The 16,092-nt window shown below is 72.1% G+C and carries 16 protein-coding genes and 1 pseudogene; 7 read left to right on the top strand and 10 right to left on the bottom strand.

Going from position 1 to position 16,092, the window contains the following annotated elements; all coding sequences use genetic code 11:
* Positions 1 to 89 precede the first annotated feature (89 nt).
* Positions 90 to 314 (bottom strand): annotated as a pseudogene (locus ABH935_RS20390) (flavodoxin); the annotation flags it as partial.
* 181 nt (positions 315 to 495) lie between these two features.
* On the opposite strand from ABH935_RS20390, the gene ABH935_RS20385 reads away from it, so the two are divergent.
* A complete protein-coding gene (locus ABH935_RS20385; protein WP_370379491.1) occupies positions 496 to 1,356 on the top strand; it encodes a DUF1963 domain-containing protein in 861 nt (286 codons plus the stop codon).
* Between the two features lie 243 nt (positions 1,357 to 1,599).
* Positions 1,600 to 3,081: a serine/threonine-protein kinase gene (locus ABH935_RS20380; RefSeq protein ID WP_370379490.1), complete on the top strand. Its 1,482-nt coding sequence runs from the start codon at positions 1,600 to 1,602 to the stop codon at positions 3,079 to 3,081.
* Between the two features lie 509 nt (positions 3,082 to 3,590).
* Here the strand turns inward: ABH935_RS20380 and ABH935_RS20375 are convergent.
* Positions 3,591 to 4,214: a hypothetical protein gene (locus ABH935_RS20375; RefSeq protein WP_370379489.1), complete on the bottom strand. Its 624-nt coding sequence runs from the start codon at positions 4,212 to 4,214 to the stop codon at positions 3,591 to 3,593.
* A gap of 152 nt (positions 4,215 to 4,366) precedes the next feature.
* Complete coding sequence (locus ABH935_RS20370; protein WP_370379488.1) at positions 4,367 to 4,819, bottom strand: hypothetical protein; 453 nt, start codon at positions 4,817 to 4,819, stop codon at positions 4,367 to 4,369.
* A 176-nt stretch (positions 4,820 to 4,995) separates the two neighbouring features.
* Between ABH935_RS20370 and ABH935_RS20365 the strand changes: the two genes are divergently transcribed.
* Positions 4,996 to 5,445 (top strand): response regulator, encoded by a 450-nt coding sequence (locus tag ABH935_RS20365; protein ID WP_370379487.1) that lies wholly within the window; start codon positions 4,996 to 4,998, stop codon positions 5,443 to 5,445.
* A gap of 95 nt (positions 5,446 to 5,540) precedes the next feature.
* Here the strand turns inward: ABH935_RS20365 and ABH935_RS20360 are convergent, their stop codons facing one another.
* Genes ABH935_RS20360 through ABH935_RS20350 form a run of 3 tightly spaced genes read right to left on the bottom strand, consistent with a single transcriptional unit; the run spans position 5,541 to position 7,695 of the window.
* Positions 5,541 to 6,707: a SigB/SigF/SigG family RNA polymerase sigma factor gene (locus tag ABH935_RS20360; RefSeq protein WP_370379486.1), complete on the bottom strand. Its 1,167-nt coding sequence runs from the start codon at positions 6,705 to 6,707 to the stop codon at positions 5,541 to 5,543.
* Positions 6,704 to 7,219 carry an ATP-binding protein gene (locus ABH935_RS20355; protein ID WP_370379485.1) on the bottom strand — a complete coding sequence of 172 codons (516 nt, stop codon included), beginning with the start codon at positions 7,217 to 7,219 and terminating at the stop codon, positions 6,704 to 6,706. The genes ABH935_RS20360 and ABH935_RS20355 overlap by 4 nt, the downstream gene beginning before the upstream one ends.
* Positions 7,207 to 7,695: an ATP-binding protein gene (locus ABH935_RS20350; RefSeq protein WP_370379484.1), complete on the bottom strand. Its 489-nt coding sequence runs from the start codon at positions 7,693 to 7,695 to the stop codon at positions 7,207 to 7,209. Before ABH935_RS20350 ends, ABH935_RS20355 begins: the two co-directional genes overlap by 13 nt.
* An 87-nt stretch (positions 7,696 to 7,782) precedes the next feature.
* On the opposite strand from ABH935_RS20350, the gene ABH935_RS20345 reads away from it, so the two are divergent.
* Positions 7,783 to 8,169: an STAS domain-containing protein gene (locus ABH935_RS20345; protein WP_370379483.1), complete on the top strand. Its 387-nt coding sequence runs from the start codon at positions 7,783 to 7,785 to the stop codon at positions 8,167 to 8,169.
* 246 nt (positions 8,170 to 8,415) lie between these two features.
* On the opposite strand, the gene ABH935_RS20340 is transcribed toward ABH935_RS20345, so the two are convergent.
* From ABH935_RS20340 to ABH935_RS20325, 4 genes are all read right to left on the bottom strand, one after another.
* Entirely contained in the window at positions 8,416 to 9,063 is a 648-nt protein-coding gene (locus tag ABH935_RS20340; protein ID WP_370379482.1) for a response regulator, read from the bottom strand.
* 321 nt (positions 9,064 to 9,384) lie between these two features.
* The gene (locus ABH935_RS20335; protein WP_370379481.1) at positions 9,385 to 10,617 is read right to left on the bottom strand and encodes a sensor domain-containing protein; all 1,233 of its coding nucleotides are present in this window, start codon (positions 10,615 to 10,617) and stop codon (positions 9,385 to 9,387) included.
* 35 nt (positions 10,618 to 10,652) lie between these two features.
* Complete coding sequence (locus tag ABH935_RS20330) at positions 10,653 to 12,002, bottom strand: FtsX-like permease family protein (protein WP_370379480.1); 1,350 nt, start codon at positions 12,000 to 12,002, stop codon at positions 10,653 to 10,655.
* 1 nt (position 12,003) lies between these two features.
* Entirely contained in the window at positions 12,004 to 12,762 is a 759-nt protein-coding gene (locus ABH935_RS20325; protein ID WP_370379498.1) for an ABC transporter ATP-binding protein, read from the bottom strand.
* A 177-nt stretch (positions 12,763 to 12,939) separates the two neighbouring features.
* Here ABH935_RS20325 and ABH935_RS20320 point away from each other — a divergent pair, with 177 nt between their 5' ends.
* From ABH935_RS20320 to ABH935_RS20310, 3 genes are all read left to right on the top strand, one after another.
* Positions 12,940 to 13,344: a DUF6542 domain-containing protein gene (locus ABH935_RS20320; RefSeq protein ID WP_370379479.1), complete on the top strand. Its 405-nt coding sequence runs from the start codon at positions 12,940 to 12,942 to the stop codon at positions 13,342 to 13,344.
* Positions 13,337 to 15,406: an LCP family protein gene (locus ABH935_RS20315; RefSeq protein ID WP_370379478.1), complete on the top strand. Its 2,070-nt coding sequence runs from the start codon at positions 13,337 to 13,339 to the stop codon at positions 15,404 to 15,406. The genes ABH935_RS20320 and ABH935_RS20315 overlap by 8 nt, the downstream gene beginning before the upstream one ends.
* Before the next feature lie 76 nt (positions 15,407 to 15,482).
* Positions 15,483 to 16,085 carry a hypothetical protein gene (locus ABH935_RS20310; protein ID WP_370379477.1) on the top strand — a complete coding sequence of 201 codons (603 nt, stop codon included), beginning with the start codon at positions 15,483 to 15,485 and terminating at the stop codon, positions 16,083 to 16,085.
* The last annotated feature ends 7 nt before the right edge of the window (positions 16,086 to 16,092 follow it).

The raw sequence follows: 16,092 nt of genomic DNA, 5'->3' as shown, positions 1-16,092 counted from the left end.
ACACCGACAACCGCTGGACCCTGGCCACCACATGACCAGGGGCCGCCCCAGAACCGGAACCACCCCTCACAACAAGATCTTCAGCAGCCTTCTAGAAAGTGCTTCAGGGCTCCGCTCATGTAACCGATGTTCGCTGGCGTCCCCAGGATCACTGCGTCCGCGCTCAGCAGGTCGACCGCAGATGCAGCCAGGGCCGCGCGACGCACCACCATCACGCCCTCGATGTCTTCGTTGGTCGCGCCAGCGAGTACGGCCTCGAACATTGCTTGAAGCGTCGGCGAGGGTGTGTGGTGGACGATCAAGAGGGTGGGCATGTCCCTGATCCTGCCATGACGCAAATGACGTGCGACGTACCTCATCAGTACTCCTTGTCGGCGTCCGTCAATATCATCATCCGCAGCCACCGATGCCTATGCCTATGCCGACGCCGCGGAGAGTCCCATGGTTCGCACCACACCGCCGAGACCTGTCGACGTCGAGGCACTCGTTCCCGAGGTGGCGCCGTTCCGCCGCACAGCGATCCGTCTCCACCCGAGGCCCGGCGACCCGGGCCCGCTGGACAGCTCGGTCGGCGGACCGCTGCTGTGGCCGGCCGACGAGCCGTGGCCGGTCTGCCCGGAGCCTGTCCACAGCCACAGCATCGAATGGCCCGCGGTCAAAACCACGAACGAGCCCGTCCCGCTGGTCAGCATCGTGCAAATCCATCGGCGGGATGTGCCGCAATTGGCGTTTCCCGATGGCAGCGACCTCCTTCAAGTGCTCTGGTGCCCCTTCATCATCGACGGATGCGCTGCGCCCGCGCCCCGGGTGTACTGGCGCGATGCGGAAGCGATAGAGCAGGTCCGGCGAGATGTGCCCGACCAGGTGGACATCGCTCCGGAAGGCCTCATCCCCAGCGCCTGCGTCGTGCACCCCGAACAGGTCACGGAGTATCCGACGTCGGACCTGCCGTTCGACCTGTTGATGACCTTGCTCCCGCGCTTCGAGACGCTGCGGGAGGAGACCGGCTGGATCTTCGAACACCACCTCGCGGCAGCACCCGGAATCAAGCTCGGCGGCTATCCGAGCTGGAAGCAGGAGTCCTGCTGGCCGTCGTGCACGACCTGCGGCACGAAGATGGAGCACTTGCTGACCGTGGACAGCTGGGAGTTCGACGGCTCGACGTGGCGCACGTGGCTGCCCGTCGAAGACCGAGGAGGCGCGACCGGCCGCGAGAATCGCGCACCACGGGAAGCGGTGGGATCCGCGGTCAGCGAGGCCGCGGGAATCATGATCGGCGACGCCGGCGGGATCTACATCTTCGAGTGCGTACAGTGTCCGGATCGGCCCGTCCGTTGGTGGTGGGATTGTTCTTGAGGGCTCACACCAGCTGAAGGTGGACCGTTCGTTTCCGGTCGGCGGAGGGCTTCAGCGCCGTCCGCGGAGCCGAAGTCCGCCATTCCCGGCCACTCCCAACGACCGCCGCCCCCTCCACGGAACGCCGAACCGCCCGATCGGGTGGAGCGGGTCCGCGTCACCGGTTCGTGCGTGCCCGGTCCTTCAGTTCGCTGCGATGCTGGACTACTACTGGTAGAAACGTCCGATCGGGGAGGTCCACGAGTGGAACCGCTGAAGTCCGGGGATCCGCGCACTGTGGGCCCTTATGTCCTGATCGCACGGCTCGGGGCCGGGGGCATGGGGCAGGTGTTCCTGGGGCGGACGCGGGGTGGGCGGACCGTCGCGGTGAAGGTGGTCAAGGCCGAGTTGGCCGGGGACCGGGAGTTCCGGCGGCGGTTCCGGCAGGAGGTCGCGGCGGCGCGGCTGGTGTCGGGGCGGTTCACGGCCGCGGTGGTGGACGCCGATCCGGAGGCCGCGATGCCGTGGCTGGCGACCACGTACGTGTCCGGGCTGACGCTGCGCGCCGTGGTGGGTGCCGGCGCGCTGCTGCCGGAGACGTCGCTGCGGGTGCTGGCCTACGGCCTGGCACGGGCGCTGGCCGAGATCCACGCCGCCGGCGTGGTGCACCGGGATCTGAAGCCCTCCAACGTGATGCTGGCCGTGGACGGGCCGCACGTCATCGACTTCGGCATCTCCCGGGTCATCGCCGCCGCGGACCTGACGCGGACCGACGTCGGGACCATCGTCGGCTCGCCGGGCTTCATGTCGCCGGAGCAGACGCGCGGGCAGGAGCTGACCGCCGCCACCGACGTCTTCTCCCTCGGGACCGTCCTGGCCTACGCCGCCAGCGGCCGCAACCCCTTCGGTGACGGCCCGGACCACGCGCTGCTCTACCGCATCGCGCACGGCGAGCCGGACCTGTCCGGCCTGCCGGACTCGCTCGCGCCGCTGATCGCCATGTGCCTGGCGAAGGATCCGGCGCACCGGCCGAGCACCGCGCAGATCATCGGACGGATGGCCGACGTGCCGGAAGGCGCGTGGCTGCCCGCGGACCTGACGGCGGCGATAGCACAAAGCGCCGCCGAGATCCTGGACTACGAAGGGATCGCGGTCTTCGCCGAGCCCGACGCCGACCCGTTGCTGACGCGCGGCCCGGCGCCGGATCCCACGCTGCTGCTCACGTCGGCGGACCGGGCGACGTCGGTGATCGAGCCCGTCGGCGAGCGGACTCCGGAACGCGTCGGCGTCGGCGAGCCGCCGCGCGGCACGCGGGGCAACGGCGGTGCGGGGCTGGTGGCCGGCGTGCTGTCGGTCGCGGTCATCGCAGCGTTGGCCACGGCGCTGGTTCTGGTGCTGCACAACGGGAGCAACAACCCGAGTTCGCCGCCGGCGGCCTCTGTGGGGACGAGTTCCAGCCCGTCGCCGCTGCCCCGCTCGGCCAGCCGCACGAGCTCGTCGCAGACATCCGCGAGCGTGCCGACGCCGACGACCAGCTCCGCTCCGGCACCGACCACCCCCGCCTCGACCACGACGACGGCCGGCGCGCCGAGCACGACGGCGAGCACCAGCGTCTCGACCACGCCGAGCACCTCCCAGCCGACGACGCCGAGCAGCACGTCGAGCTCGTCCGCGCCGCCGACGTCGAGCCCGTCGACCGCGCACAGCACGGCACCGCCCGCGACGCCGAGTTCAAGCCACAGCTGAGCCCGGTCCGGCCGGGGGCGGTCGGGGCCGGTCGGGGCCGGTCGGAGTGCTGTCAGGACCCCGTCAGGCTGCCCCGCGGGCCTACCTCATCCCGCACCGGACGGCCGCCCACCGTGCCAGCCGTCCCCATCGAACCCTCATCCTCACGCCACGTCCACGTGTGCTCCGGCGACCGCCGTCGCCGCCTCCGGCCAGTCCGTGCGGGGCCCCGACCGGACTTCGAACGGACATGTCAAGCGCCATTCGCCGCCAACCCTCTCGAAACCACTGCGCGCCGAGCCGCGCCGCCTTCACACTGGGCGCAGCGGACCCGGGGCCGCACCCGCCTGCGGTCCCGGGTCCGCTCTGGTCCGGCGCGACTCGACGCCGGCCGGCCGTCCGGTGCGGCATGCGCCGTCGCATGCCGCCGTCCCCACTGATGCCCGGCTCCCCGTCTGGCGCCGCACTACGCGCCAGCCCCGTTCGCCGGGCGAACCGGCGGCCGGTGGTCGGACCGGCCGCCGGGGTCCTCACCCGGCCCGCGTCAGCTCGACCGCCGGCAGGTCCTTCAGCTCCTCGCGGGTCAGGTCCACCTGGACGCCGTAGGTGGCGTCGACCACGTTGCGGATCGGAACCGCGACCTCCTTGCGGTTCCACAGGTGTCCTTCGGCGAGCAGGATGTGCGTGACGTGCAGGTCGGGAGCGGCCATCAGGCCCTTGACGCGCCCGATGTCACCGTCGGCGGCGTGCAGGCGCTCGTTCGGACACAGCTGCACCTCGCCGGCCGGTACCCGGTCGTAGGTGATCATGTCCGGCTTGGACGGGGCGCGGTAGCCGCCGCCGAGGGCGCCGCCGCCGGTGACCGGTCCGCCGGTCGGGGCGGCTTGCTGCACCATCTCGGTGGCCTCCGCCGGCTCCAGCAGGTCGAACCCGGACATGGTGCAGGTCAGGATGATGGCATCGGGCCCGGCGCGACCGACCAGCGTGGCCGGAACCAGCCGTGCGACGTGTGTGTCCCGCCCGACGACGAGGTGGGTCAGGGCCCGGGTGGCCGGGTCCATGATGATCCGGTGCAACCGGCCGCAATCACCGTCGGCACAGGAGACGCCCGCTCCGATCGCGTACGGGTATTCCTTCTCGGTCATGGTGCTCATAGCACCCTCCTCACTGCTCACGCGGATGAGTTCAGCGGCGCCGCGTCCCTGCCAGGTACCCGGTCACAGAGTTTGAAACAGGGCTTCCACCACACACAAACCAAGAGGAAAGCGGCGCGGCTGCCGGGTACGGCGACGGCAGCCGCGCCGGCTCAGCGGGCGGCCTCCCGGTCCGACCACGTCTTGATCGCCAGCAGCCGCAGGCGCAGTGTCTCGGTGTCCTCCTCGGCCAGGTCTCCCGCGCCTTCCGGAAGTCCGTCGGTGGGAACACCGTGTGCGGTGAAGAAGCCCTCAGCGGTGCTGTGCGCGAGGGTCACAGCGACCCGCGGGTTGCTGACGAAAGTGCTCTGCACGTGCTTCCACACGCCGTCCAAGTACGCCCGGTCCGCGTCGGTGAAGCGCGGCGGTGCGGGTGTGGCCGCCGCGCCTCCCGCGCCGTTGCCGAAGCGCGGGTCCGCACGGCCGCCCTCGATGAACTTGCCGACGCGCGTCGACAGTCCGCCGAAGGTTCCGGCGGCCGAGGTCCGCCAGCCGGCGGGACCGAGGAAGAACGTCGCCGCCAAAGCGGCGAGGACGACCAGGATGACGATCAGGGTGATGACCACGACGACCTCCCGAGCCCGACCCTGTGTCGGAACATGCGCCGTTACCCGATTCCTCCGCCGCCAATCCGAAGCCGATCTGCCGCCGATTCACAGCCGATCCACGGCCGATCCGCTGCGTCAGGGCTCGGATTCGAATCAGAGTTCTCAAAAGCCCCGGCGGCGCGGAGTATGGAGTAATGGCGCAGCCTGCCGAACACCGGCGCGATCCCGCCCCCGACGCGCCCCGGCACCCGGACGCATCCGGCCCGCCGCGGTTCGCCGGGCAGAAGGTCCTGATCGTGGACGACGACCGGCGCGGCGCCTTCGCCCTCGGCAGCGCGCTGAGCGCCCGCGGCTTGACCGTCGTGCAGGCCGCCACCGGCCCGGACGGCCTGGCCGCGGTTGAGCACGACCCCACGATTCGCGCGGTCCTACTGGACATCGCGCTGCCGGGGCTGGACGGCTACGCCACCGCCGCGCGCATCCGCGAGCTCGACCACGGCGCGGCCACGCCGATCATCGCGGTGACGTTCGAGGCCTCGAACGCCGACCGGGCCAAGGCGCTGGCCGCCGGGATGGACGAGCACGTGCCCAAGCCGGTGGACGTGCCGCGGCTGCTGCGGGTGCTGGCCGAGCTGCTGAACTGAGCGCCGCCGGGGAGCCGAGAGCGGTCAGAGAACTGAGAAACCCCAGAGAACTCACAACTCTCAGAGAACTCACAACCCTCAAGGAACTGAGACAGTCAGGCCTTACCCGACTGCTCATCCCCGTCCTCGACGAGCACCGCGTCGCGCAGCGTCCCCAGGATCCGCGTCAGATACCGGGACACCTGCATCTGCGACACGCCGAGCTCGGTCCCGATCTGACTCTGCGTCATGCCCCGGAAGAACCGCATCAGCAGGATCCGCTTGTCCTTCTCCGGCAGCGCCGCCAGCAGCGGCTTGAGTGCCTCGCGGTCCACGACCCACTCGTAGGCGTCGTCGTCCCCGCCCAGCGTCTCGCCCAGGCTCGCGCCCTGCTCGTCGCCGGGCACCAGCGGCCGCTCCAGCGAGGTGGCGCTGTAGGCGGCCGAGGCGTCGAAGGCCTCGACGATCTCCTCCGGCTGCGCGCCGAGGTGCTCGGCGAGCTCGGCGATCGTCGGCGAGCGCCCCAGCCGGCGCTCCAGCTGCTCGGCCGGGGCGCCGTGCAGGGCCAGGCTCAGCTCCTGCATGCGGCGCGGGACGTGCACGTCCCAGGTGGAGTCGCGGAAGTAGCGCTTGATCTCGCCGGCCACCATCGGGGTGAGGTAGCCCAGGAACGCGGTGCCGCGCGAGGGGTCGAAGTTGTCGACCGCCTTGATCAGCGCCAGGTACGCGACCTGCTCCAGGTCCTCGGCGGTGTCGGCGGGGACGCTGAAGCGCGAGGCGACGTAGCGCGCGTAGTTCATGTGCTCGGCGATCAGCTCGTCGCGCAGGGTGCGGTAGCGCACGCTGTCGGGCTCGTACTCCGCCAGCACTTCGAAGCGCCGGTGGATCTCCGCGCGGTGCTCGGCGCGGTCCCGCGGCACGCCGCCGAGCCGGGGCGAGGGGATGCTCGGCAGGGGGATGTCCGCGTCCTGGTCCGGGAGCCGGCGGTCGGCGCGTACCACGCGCGCCGGTGCCGCCGAGGCCGGCACTGCGGCAGGGGTCGGAGCCGAGGCGGCTGCCTGCGATGCCATCCCAGTCGCGATCTCAGTCACCCTCTCAGCTCCGGTCGTGCCCTCTTTCGTGCCCTCTTCGGTGCTATCGCTCGTGCCCCCGGTCGTGGTCTCGCTCGTGATCTCGCTCGTCGAGCCCTCGACCCCGGTCTCCGGACGCCCCCGGTCGCCGTCGTGCCCGGCCCCGTCGCGGCCGGACGCGGCCGGACCGGGACCGTTCCCGCGAGTGCTCACCGCACCCCCGCCCGGGCCGTGCCGCCGGGTCCTGGCCCGCCGTCGCCGGCCGCGCGCTTGACGATGTCGACCCGGACCCGGCCCTGCTCCTCGGCCCACTGCAAGTCGTCGACGAGCGCCGCCAGCAGCGACCAGCCGAACCCGCCGACCTGCGGTTTGGAGCCCGGCCGGGCCTCAGCCGAGACAGTGAGCGCCAGGCCCGCCGGGCCCAGCCGGAAGACGCAGTCCAGCTCCTCGCCGGTGGCGTCGACCTCGTCGGGCAGCAGGAGCAGGCCGCACGCCTCGTCGACGGCCAGGCGCCAGTCGCCCATCTCGGCCATCGAGAAGCCGGCGCGCACGCCGAGATGGCCGGCCGCGGACCGGACCAGCACCACGTAGTCGCGCTCGGCGGGGATGCTCAGTGTTACCGGGACACGACCGTCGGCATCGTCGGCCTCGCCACGGCGGCCGGCACCCACGCCGGCACCCGTCCCGACGCCGTCCTCACCACCCACACCGCTCACGCGCTCCATATGTCCTGATCCCCTTTCCACAGCGACCCTTGCGTGCCCGCCCCGGCCGGGACCGCCGCGCGCGGCCCGAGTCGGCACCATACGGCCTTCCCGCCGTCGTCCTCGACCGCGACCCCCCAGGCCTGGGCCAACTGCACCACGATAGCCAGCCCCTGGCCGCCGAACCCGCGTTCGGCCGGCGGGATGAGGCGGGGCAGCCCGGCGCCGTGGTCGTGGACGCGCACGGTCAGCATGCCGTCGCGCAGCTCCAGGCCGAGCCGCATCTCGGTGCCGGCATGCCGGACGGCGTTCGTGACCAGCTCGCTGACCACCAGCGCGGCGTCGGTGACGAAGTCCTCGGCGTGCCAGCGGCGGCAGGTCTCGGTCAGGAAGGCCCGGGCCCGGCCCGGGGCCGAGGGCCCGGGAGTCAGCTGGGTCTGGGCCGAAAGGTGGCTCTGGGGCGACAGGTGGCTCTGGGCCGTCCGGCGCGAGGTCATCGCGCCAGATTCCCAGCCGTGAGCCGACCCGATATCGTCGGTAGCGATCCGGGATCACGCGGGCTGGGTGGGAAAACAGGAGGCGTCATGGCGGTCGAGGGCTTCTCGGTCGAGGTCGACAACGACCCGGACCGGGGCGGAGCCGCCGCGGTGTCCGGGGACGGCAAGGGCGGCGGCCAGGCGGTCACGGTCACCGTGGCCGGTGACGTGGACCTGGCCGCGGCGGACACGCTGTGGAGCGTGCTGGACGAGTACGTGCACGCCGGGGCGCAGGTGGTCGTGGACTGCTCGCGCGTGGCGTTCCTGGACTCCATGGGCCTGCGGACGCTGATCCGCGCGCAGCACAAGGCCGGCGCCTCAGGCGCGCGCCTGACGCTGGCCGCGCCGTCGGAGGCGGTGCTGCGGGTGCTCCAGCTGGCCGGCGTCGCCGAGCTGTTCGTGCTCGACATCAGTGGGAGCGGCAGCGGACGCTGACCATCGGCCATCGCCACCCCTTCCTCGCATCAGCTCCGTCGGCCACCGCGAACACCGCTACCCGCTCCAGCGAATCCAAACTCGATGCGGACCCGGCGGCGGAAGTGCGCCATCGGCGGTGCGCCGGCCGGCCCGGACCATTGTCAGGCACCCGACGTGCCCAAACATAGCCCAGGCAGAGCTATTCCCGTTCCGAATGCACGGGAATCTGCACGGGATATATCTCTGAGCGGACTTCGACAGGCCTCAGGCCGCGTCGAGGAACGCCAGCACGGCCAGCACCCGCCGGTTCCCGTCGAGATCCGGCAGCAGCCCGAGCTTGGCGAAAATCGTGTTGATGTGGTTGCTGACCGCCTTCTCGGTGATCACCAGCTGGGCGGCGATCCCGGCGTTGGCGTGCCCTTCGGCCATCGCGGCCAGCACTTCGCGCTCGCGCGGGGTCAGCGAGCCCAGGCGTTCGTCGCGGGAGCGGCGGGCCAGCATCTGGGCGATGACCTCGGGGTCCATGGCGGTGCCGCCGCCGGCGACGGTCCGCAGCGCGTCCACGAACGAACGCACGTTCGAAACGCGGTCCTTCAGCAGATATCCGATGGCTCCGGCGCTGTCGGAGAGCAGCTCGCGCGCATAAAGCGGCTCGACGTGCTGCGACAGGATCAGCACCGGCAAGCCCGGCACCTGGCGCCGGGCCTCCAGCGCGGCGGCCAGGCCCTCGTTCTTGAAGGTCGGCGGCAGGCGGATGTCGGCGACCGCCACGTCGGGGCGTTCGGCGAGGAGCGCGTCGAGCAGGTCAGGGCCGGTCTCGACGGCGGCCGCCACCTCGAAGCCGTGGGCTGTCAGCAGGCGGACCAGGCCGTCGCGCAGGAGTGCCTGGTCCTCGGCCAGCACTACACGCATCGGGATTTCCTCACTCGCACGGCACCTCCAGCAGCCCTCCAGCAGCAACGTCCCGCCAAACCGCAGGACACCACGCCGCGGCCGGTCCCGCGCAGCTCACTCGCACGGCACTCCCAGCGTCAACACCTAGCAAAGCCGCAGGACACCGCGCGGCAGCCGGTCCCGCGCAACTCACTCGCACGGCACTCCCAGCGTCAACACCCAGCGAAGCCGCAGGACACCGCACGGCAGCCGATCCCGCTCCGCTCACTCGCACGGCACCTCCAGCGGCAGCGCCCCGCCAAGCCGCAAGACACCGCGCGGCAGCCGGTCCCGCTCCGCTCACTCGCACGGCACCTCCAGCGTCACCGTCGTCGGCCCGCCGGCCGGGCTGTCCAGCGTCAGCCGGCCGTCGAAGGCGGCCAGGCGCCGCCGCACGCCGGCCAGGCCGTCGCCGCGCGACAGGTCGGCGCCGCCGGTGCCGTCGTCCCAGACCTCGGCCACAACACATCCCTCGCCGGCCTTCTGGTCGTCGCGCCGGAACACGTCGATCCGGGCCCGGGCCGCGCCGCTGTGCTTCAGCACGTTCGCCAGGGCCTCGGCGATCCCGAAGTACAGCGCCGACTCGCGCGGGGCCGGCAGCCGCTCGGTCAGGTCGCTGCGCACCTCCACCGGGATCGGCGAGGCGTAGGCCAGGGCCCGCAGCGCGTCCCCGAGCCCGCGCTCGGCCAGCACCGGCGGCAGGATGCCGCGGACCAGCGAGCGCAGCTCGGCCAGCGCGGCGCCGCTGTGCTCGCGGGCCTCGGTCAGCAGCGCGATCGCCTCGTCCGGCTTCTCGCGGACCAGGTCCTCAGCCATGCCCAGGCTCAGGCCGACCGCCGCGAGCCGGGCCTGCGCGCCGTCGTGCAGGTCGCGCTCGATCCGGCGCAGCTCGGACTCGGCGTCGTCGCTGACCCGCTCGCGGGTCACGGTCAGGGTGCTGATGCGCTCCCCGACGTCGGTCGGGGCCAGCAGCGCCCGGGCCCACAGCGCCTGCGCGCGGATCAGCGTCGGGCCCACGAAAGGCGCCAGCGCCAGCGCCGGGAGGCCGAAGCCCAGCCCGAAGGGCCAGAACGGATCGCTGCTCAGCGCCAGCCCCGGCACCGAGCCCACGCCGACCACCCCCCACCCGACCAGCGTCACCGGCAGCAGCCCGAGCGCCAGGCCGATCGGGACGTTGGTGAACAGCCACAGCAGGTCCCGCCAGGTCGCCGGATCGCCGAGCAGCCACCGGAGCCGGCCGCGGCCGGCGCGCGGCAGGTAGGGCGACTCGATCTCGACCCCGCTCCAGCGCCCCGCGATCCCCCGCTGCCAGTTCGCCAGGCCGCGCACCGCGCTGATCACCGGCGGCACCAGCAGCCCGCCGGTGATCGGCATCAGGCCCAGCGCCAGCGCCGCCGCCACCAGCAGCGGGATCCCCGCCAGCAGCGACACCGGCGCGATCACCAGACCCCGGCCGGCCGCCAGGGCGGCTGCGGCGCCCCGCGCGCGCCAGGCGTCGGCCCCACCTCCGACCGCCTCCGGCAGTCCGGTCATCAGACTCGTCCCTTCTCGCGTCGCCATTATCGGGACTACGCAGTGATCGCTGCCAGCGCCGGCGCGCTCAGCACGCGCCGGGCGGCGCCCAGGCACGAGGCCAGGGTCAGCGCCGTGACGCTCGCGGCGACCGCGAGGAACACCCCGACGCCCTGGTCCGGAATCAAGTGACCGGTCCTGGCGTAGCTGAACGGGATGATGCCGGCGAGCGCCGCCAGCGACCCGAAGAACAACCCGGCCGCCAGGATCGCGCAGACCTCCCAGCCCAGGGAGCGCCGTACGTCGCCGGGTGTGTCGCCGATCAGCCGCCGCTGTCCGAACTCCTTGCGGCGGTGCAGCGTGCCGGCCACCGCGATGTTCGCCACGACCACCGCCGCGAACAGCGTGATCATGCCGACCACCAGGAAGCTGAGGGTCTGCACGCCCTTGTCGTCGGCGGACAGCCGCAGGTGCTGCGCGCGGTTGGCGTCGTCCTGGATGAACTGCTCGTACAGCGTGCCGTTGGCCAGGCCCACGAACAGGATCACCGGCATCAGGACGGAGGCCGCCTGCCGCGAGTTCAGCCGGAGTTCGGCCTCGGCCAGGTAGCCGCCGCCGCGGCGCATCAGCGGGCCGAGCACCCGGCCGGCGATCCGGACCAGGGCCGGGGCCAGCAGCGCCAGCCCGATGCTGGTCAGGATGCAGGCCTGCCCGGCGCTGGCCATCGCGCCGTTGGGGTCGTCCTTCAGCATCGTCGCGCTCATCACGCCGGCGTCCAGGCCGATCAGGATCAGCACGACCGCCGCGATCTTGCGCTTGCGCGACATCCCGGCCTCGCCGGTGGCGGCCGAGACCAGCGACGCCGCAGTGCTCTGATTCGCCGCCCGGCGACCGGCCACGATCGCGGCGGCCAGCGCGGCCAGCGCGACGTCGCCGAGCCCGATCGCCAGGGTGGTGGCGCCGAACTTGAAGCCGACGCCGTCCGAGACCTGATGCGAGGACTTCAGCGCGGCCAGCACGGTGCGGCCCACGAGCATGCCGGTCGGGATCGCCGGGACGGCCGCGACCGCCAGCAGGACCGCGGTCTCGGTGGTGATCATGCGGCGGATCTGCCGGGGCAGCGCGCCGGCCGCCTTGAGCAGCGCGATCTCCTTCTCCCGCTGTCGCACGGTCAGGCTCAGCGTCGCCGCGGTGCCGAAGGCGATGATCAGCGCGCCCCAGCCGCCGATGACCAGGGCCGCGGTCTGCAGCGCCGAGCGGTCGGTCTTGGACAGGCCCGGCGCGCCGCCGGTTTCGAAAAGCGCTGCGAAGCCGGTGAGGATCGCGCCGCCGAGGAACAGGTTCAGGAACGAGGCGAGGTAGGCCCCACGGCGGTGTCGCAGGTTGCTGAAGCTCACGGTGCGCATGTCAGGCCGCCTTCGCGGCGAGCCGGGAGGCGGTGCCGAACTCGGCCATCCGCGCCGCGACGCCGGTGGCCCGCGGGGCCCGCATCTCGTCCACGATCCGGCCGTCGGCCAGGAACAGCACGCGGTCGGCGTAGGCGGCGGCGACCGGATCGTGCGTCACCATCACCACGGTCTGCCCGAACTCCCGCACCGACTCCCCGAGCAGCATCAGCACCTCGGCGGCGCGCGCCGAGTCGAGCGCCCCGGTCGGCTCGTCGGCGAACAGCAGCGCCGGCCGGTTCACGATGGCGCGGGCGATCGCCACCCGCTGCTGCTGGCCCCCGGACAGCTCGGCCGGCCGGTGCTCCAGCCGGTCGCCGAGGCCGATGCGGTCCAGCAGGGCCTTGGCGCGCCGCTTGTCCCCTGCGTTGAACGGGATCCCAGCGATCCTTGCGGGCAGCAGCACGTTCTGCCAGACGGTGAGGGTGGGGAGCAGGTTGAACGCCTGGAACACGAAGCCGATGCGGCCGCGCCGGAAGCGCGTGGCGGCAGTCTCGTCGGAGGTGTCGAGTTCCTGGCCGCCGATCAGGATCCGGCCGGAGTCCTGGCGCTCCAGGCCGGAGGCGCAGTTGAGGAGCGTGCTCTTGCCGGAGCCGGAGGGCCCCATGACGGCGGTGAAGGTGCCGTAGGGCAGGCCGAGGCTGACTCGGTCCAGGGCGGCGACCTTCACCTGGTCGCCGAACGTCTTGCTGACTGATTCCAGACGCAGCGCGTCTTCCATGGCTGTCATGTGATCCAGACTCGCGTGGCGCGCTCGCGGAAACAGGGGTGCTATCACCTGTCTTCGCGGCGGGTCTGGCACGCATCGATCGGGTGATTGCATGAGCCGATGAATGCGGCATCAGACACTTCTCGGTCTTATCCCACCAGTGCCACCCAAGATGTGAAGATGTGCCACATGCCACACACCCCCGGCACTCACGGCAGCTGTCATCGCGCACCCACCACGCGCGGAAACATCACGGCGGGGCGGGTCACGGCCTTGCTCGTGCTCGTCCCGGCGATCGGGACGTTGTTCTTCGGCGGCGTGCTGTTCGCGGTGCTGTGCGCGGCCGGCGCGGCGCTGGCGGCGCTGCGGGTGCGGACGGACGGGTTGTGGTGGGTGCTGCCGCTGGCGCCGGTGGCGATCTGGGCGGTGTGCGTGGGGCGCGAGGTCTTCGACGCCTCGGGCGGCGGTGCCAGGCAGGCGGTCGCGGTGGCGCACGGCATGATCGACGCCTTCCCGGCGATGGTGGTGACGCTGCTGGTCACGGCGGCCGTGGCACTGTTACGCCGGCTCGCCCGGAGGTCGGCTCGTGCCTGAGTACGGATCAGGACCCGGATACCGGCGGGGCGGCGAGACCGGCCCCGGCCCCGGCCCGGCTCGTACCGGCCGACCTCGACCGCAGCCCCCGTACGACCTGTCGCCGCGCACGCCGGGCTCGCGTCCGCCGGACGACCAGCGCTACTGGACTCCGCGTCCGCAGCAGCCGCCGCGTCCGCCCGGTCCCCCGCGTCCCGATCGCCGCGGGCCGCGCCGCCGCCGGGCCGTCGTCGCGGCTCGCGCGCTGGCCTGCACGGCCTCCGCCGCGATCGTCGCGGCCAGTGCCGCGACCTGGGCCGCGTACCACAACCTGACCTCCGGCCTGCTGACCTCCGACGCGATCAACGAGATCCGCTCCGGCGAGAAGGGCTACGTCGCCCCGCACCTGGACGGCTCGGTCAACCTGCTGTTGATCGGCCTGGACTCGCGCAAGGACATGAACGGCGCCGACCTGCCGACCGACTTCGTCGAGCAGGAACTGCACGCCGGCTCCTCGGGCATCGGCGGCTACAACACCAACGTCCTGATCTTCATGCACATCCCGGCCGACGGCGGCCGCGTCACCGCGTTCTCGATCGCCCGCGACGACTACGTCGAGGAGCCCGGCGGCACCTCGACCGTCGGCGACATCCCGGATCTGGGCATGCACAAGATCAAGGAGGCGTACGGCCGCGCCAAGGCGATCGCGGTGGATCGGTTGAAGGCCGGCGGCATGACCGACCAGGCGCAGATCGAGAAGATCAGCCGCGAGGTGGGCCGGGAGTCCACGATCCGGGCCGTGCAGCTGCTCACCGGCGAGCACGTGGACCACCTGGCCGAGATCAACCTGCTGGGCTTCTACGACGTCGCCAAGGCCGTGGGCCCGATCGAGGTCTGCCTGAACCACCCGGTGTACGACCCGATCGAGGACGGCGCGGGCACCGGGCTGAAGCTGCCGGCCGGGCACTCGATGCTGGACGCCGCCGGCGCGCTGCAGTTCGTGCGCCAGCGTTTCCACCTGCTGCGCGGCGACTTCGACCGCAACCGGCGGCAGCAGGCGTTCCTGTCGTCGGTGATGCACAAGCTCAAGAGCGAGGGCGTGATCGGCGACCTGGGGAAGATGCAAGGGCTGTTCGACGTGGTGAAGAAAGACGTGGTCATCGACGACTCCTGGGATGTGCTGGACTTCGCCGACCGGGCGCAGAACCTGACAGCGGGCAGCGCCGACTTCCGCGAGCTGCCGATCACCGGGCAGCCGGTGCTGCCGGGCGACGGGTCGGTCAACAGCGTGAACCCGGTGCAGATCCGGCAGATCGTGATGACAGGGTTCGGCGACGCGAAGGAGTTCGCGAACGAGATGACGCAGAACGGGGAGGGCGGGGATCCGGCGTCGGTGCTGGGGCCGCGCGGGCTCAACGATTCGGGGGGCGGGCTCGGGCAGGACCGTTCGGCGCTGCCGGATCAGGCGGGGGTCGCGGGGGCTGCGGGAGTCACCGGGACTTCGGGGACTACGTCTTCGGCATCGGGCGCTTCGCAGACCGGGATTTCGCAGGCGGGGACTTCGCAAGTGGGGACTTCGCAGGCGGCCGGCGCCGCTCCGGCCCTCCCGCCGCTGCCCGCCGCCCCCGGCGCGGCCACCGGCATGCGTCCGGCTGCGATCGCGCCGACCGACACGCACACCGTCGTCGACGTCTACAACGCCACCGCCAAGAACGGCCTGGCGACCACGGTCGGCGAGTGGCTGGCCGCCTCCGGCTGGCCGGTGGACAAGACCGCCGGCGCCGCCGCCCAGAACCGCACCACGATCCTGTACGGCAAGGGCGCGGCCAAGGCCGCCGGCCAGCTCGCGGCCACGCTCGGCGTGCAGGCCGTCCCGGCGCCGTCGGCCCGCACCGCCGCCGGTCATGTGCTGATCAGACTCGGCGCCGACTACACTCCGCCCGGTGGCCCCCAGCCCCCGGCGCCGACCGACGCGACCGGACCGGGCCCGACGGACTCCGCGACACCGGATCCGTCCGGCGCGCCGGATCCGGCGAATTCGCCCGGCATCGCCATGGACAACGGGATCACCTGCGTGAACTGATCTCGCTCGCCGGTATCGAGCACCCGACGAACCGGGCCCGGGCCGTCGGGCCCCGCCGTCGTCGAAAGAGCGCCCGATGAGCCCGAACAACCCGCTGGACCTGGCCAAGCACCTGCACTACGAGCACATCCCGCACCCGCACATCGCGGCCCGGCACGCCGAGGGCCCGGTGAAGGTCGCCGACCAGCACCGCACCGACAACGCGGCCACGCGTTTCAACACCAAGGCCGCGCTGCTCATCACCCGGGCCGTGGGTTCGATGTGGTGCGCGTACCTGTTCGCGGCGTTCGACATGATCAGCCTGCCGTCCGCGATCCGGGGCGGCGCCTCGACGATCGTGGCGTGGGTCGCGCAGACCTTCCTGCAGCTGGTGCTGCTGTCGGTGATCATGGTGGGGCAGAACGTGCAGGCGGCGGCCGCCGACGCGCGCAGCGAGGCGACGTACCACGACGCGAGTGCCACGCTGCACGAGACCGCGCAGCTGCAGGAGCACTTGGTGGCGCAGGACATGTTGCTGACGCGGATAGCGGCGCACCTCGGGCTGGACCCGGTGCCGGTGATCGACATGGACGAGCCGAACGCTGGTTCGGCTGGTTCGGCTGTTGCGGCTGCTTCGGCTGCTTCGGCTGCACCGGCCGGCGATAAGCCTGCCGTCGGCGGCGAGTCGGAAGCAAAGTAGGACCTTC

It is taken from the genome of Catenulispora sp. GAS73 (genome assembly GCF_041262085.1).
GTDB lineage: Bacteria > Actinomycetota > Actinomycetes > Streptomycetales > Catenulisporaceae > Catenulispora.
The sequence above is the reverse complement of the archived record's forward strand: the minus strand, read 5'-3'. Positions and strand labels throughout refer to the sequence as shown.

Coding starts and splice junctions, on each gene's coding strand:
- ABH935_RS20330 (WP_370379480.1), bottom strand. CDS start 12,002: ATGCGCACCGTGAGCTTCAGCAACCTGCGACACCGCCGTGGGGCCTAC.
- ABH935_RS20320 (WP_370379479.1), top strand. CDS start 12,940: ATGCCACACACCCCCGGCACTCACGGCAGCTGTCATCGCGCACCCACC.
- ABH935_RS20345 (WP_370379483.1), top strand. CDS start 7,783: ATGGCGGTCGAGGGCTTCTCGGTCGAGGTCGACAACGACCCGGACCGG.
- ABH935_RS20375 (WP_370379489.1), bottom strand. CDS start 4,214: ATGAGCACCATGACCGAGAAGGAATACCCGTACGCGATCGGAGCGGGC.
- ABH935_RS20365 (WP_370379487.1), top strand. CDS start 4,996: ATGGCGCAGCCTGCCGAACACCGGCGCGATCCCGCCCCCGACGCGCCC.
- ABH935_RS20355 (WP_370379485.1), bottom strand. CDS start 7,219: ATGGAGCGCGTGAGCGGTGTGGGTGGTGAGGACGGCGTCGGGACGGGT.
- ABH935_RS20350 (WP_370379484.1), bottom strand. CDS start 7,695: ATGACCTCGCGCCGGACGGCCCAGAGCCACCTGTCGCCCCAGAGCCAC.
- ABH935_RS20325 (WP_370379498.1), bottom strand. CDS start 12,762: ATGGAAGACGCGCTGCGTCTGGAATCAGTCAGCAAGACGTTCGGCGAC.
- ABH935_RS20340 (WP_370379482.1), bottom strand. CDS start 9,063: ATGCGTGTAGTGCTGGCCGAGGACCAGGCACTCCTGCGCGACGGCCTG.
- ABH935_RS20335 (WP_370379481.1), bottom strand. CDS start 10,617: ATGACCGGACTGCCGGAGGCGGTCGGAGGTGGGGCCGACGCCTGGCGC.
- ABH935_RS20310 (WP_370379477.1), top strand. CDS start 15,483: ATGAGCCCGAACAACCCGCTGGACCTGGCCAAGCACCTGCACTACGAG.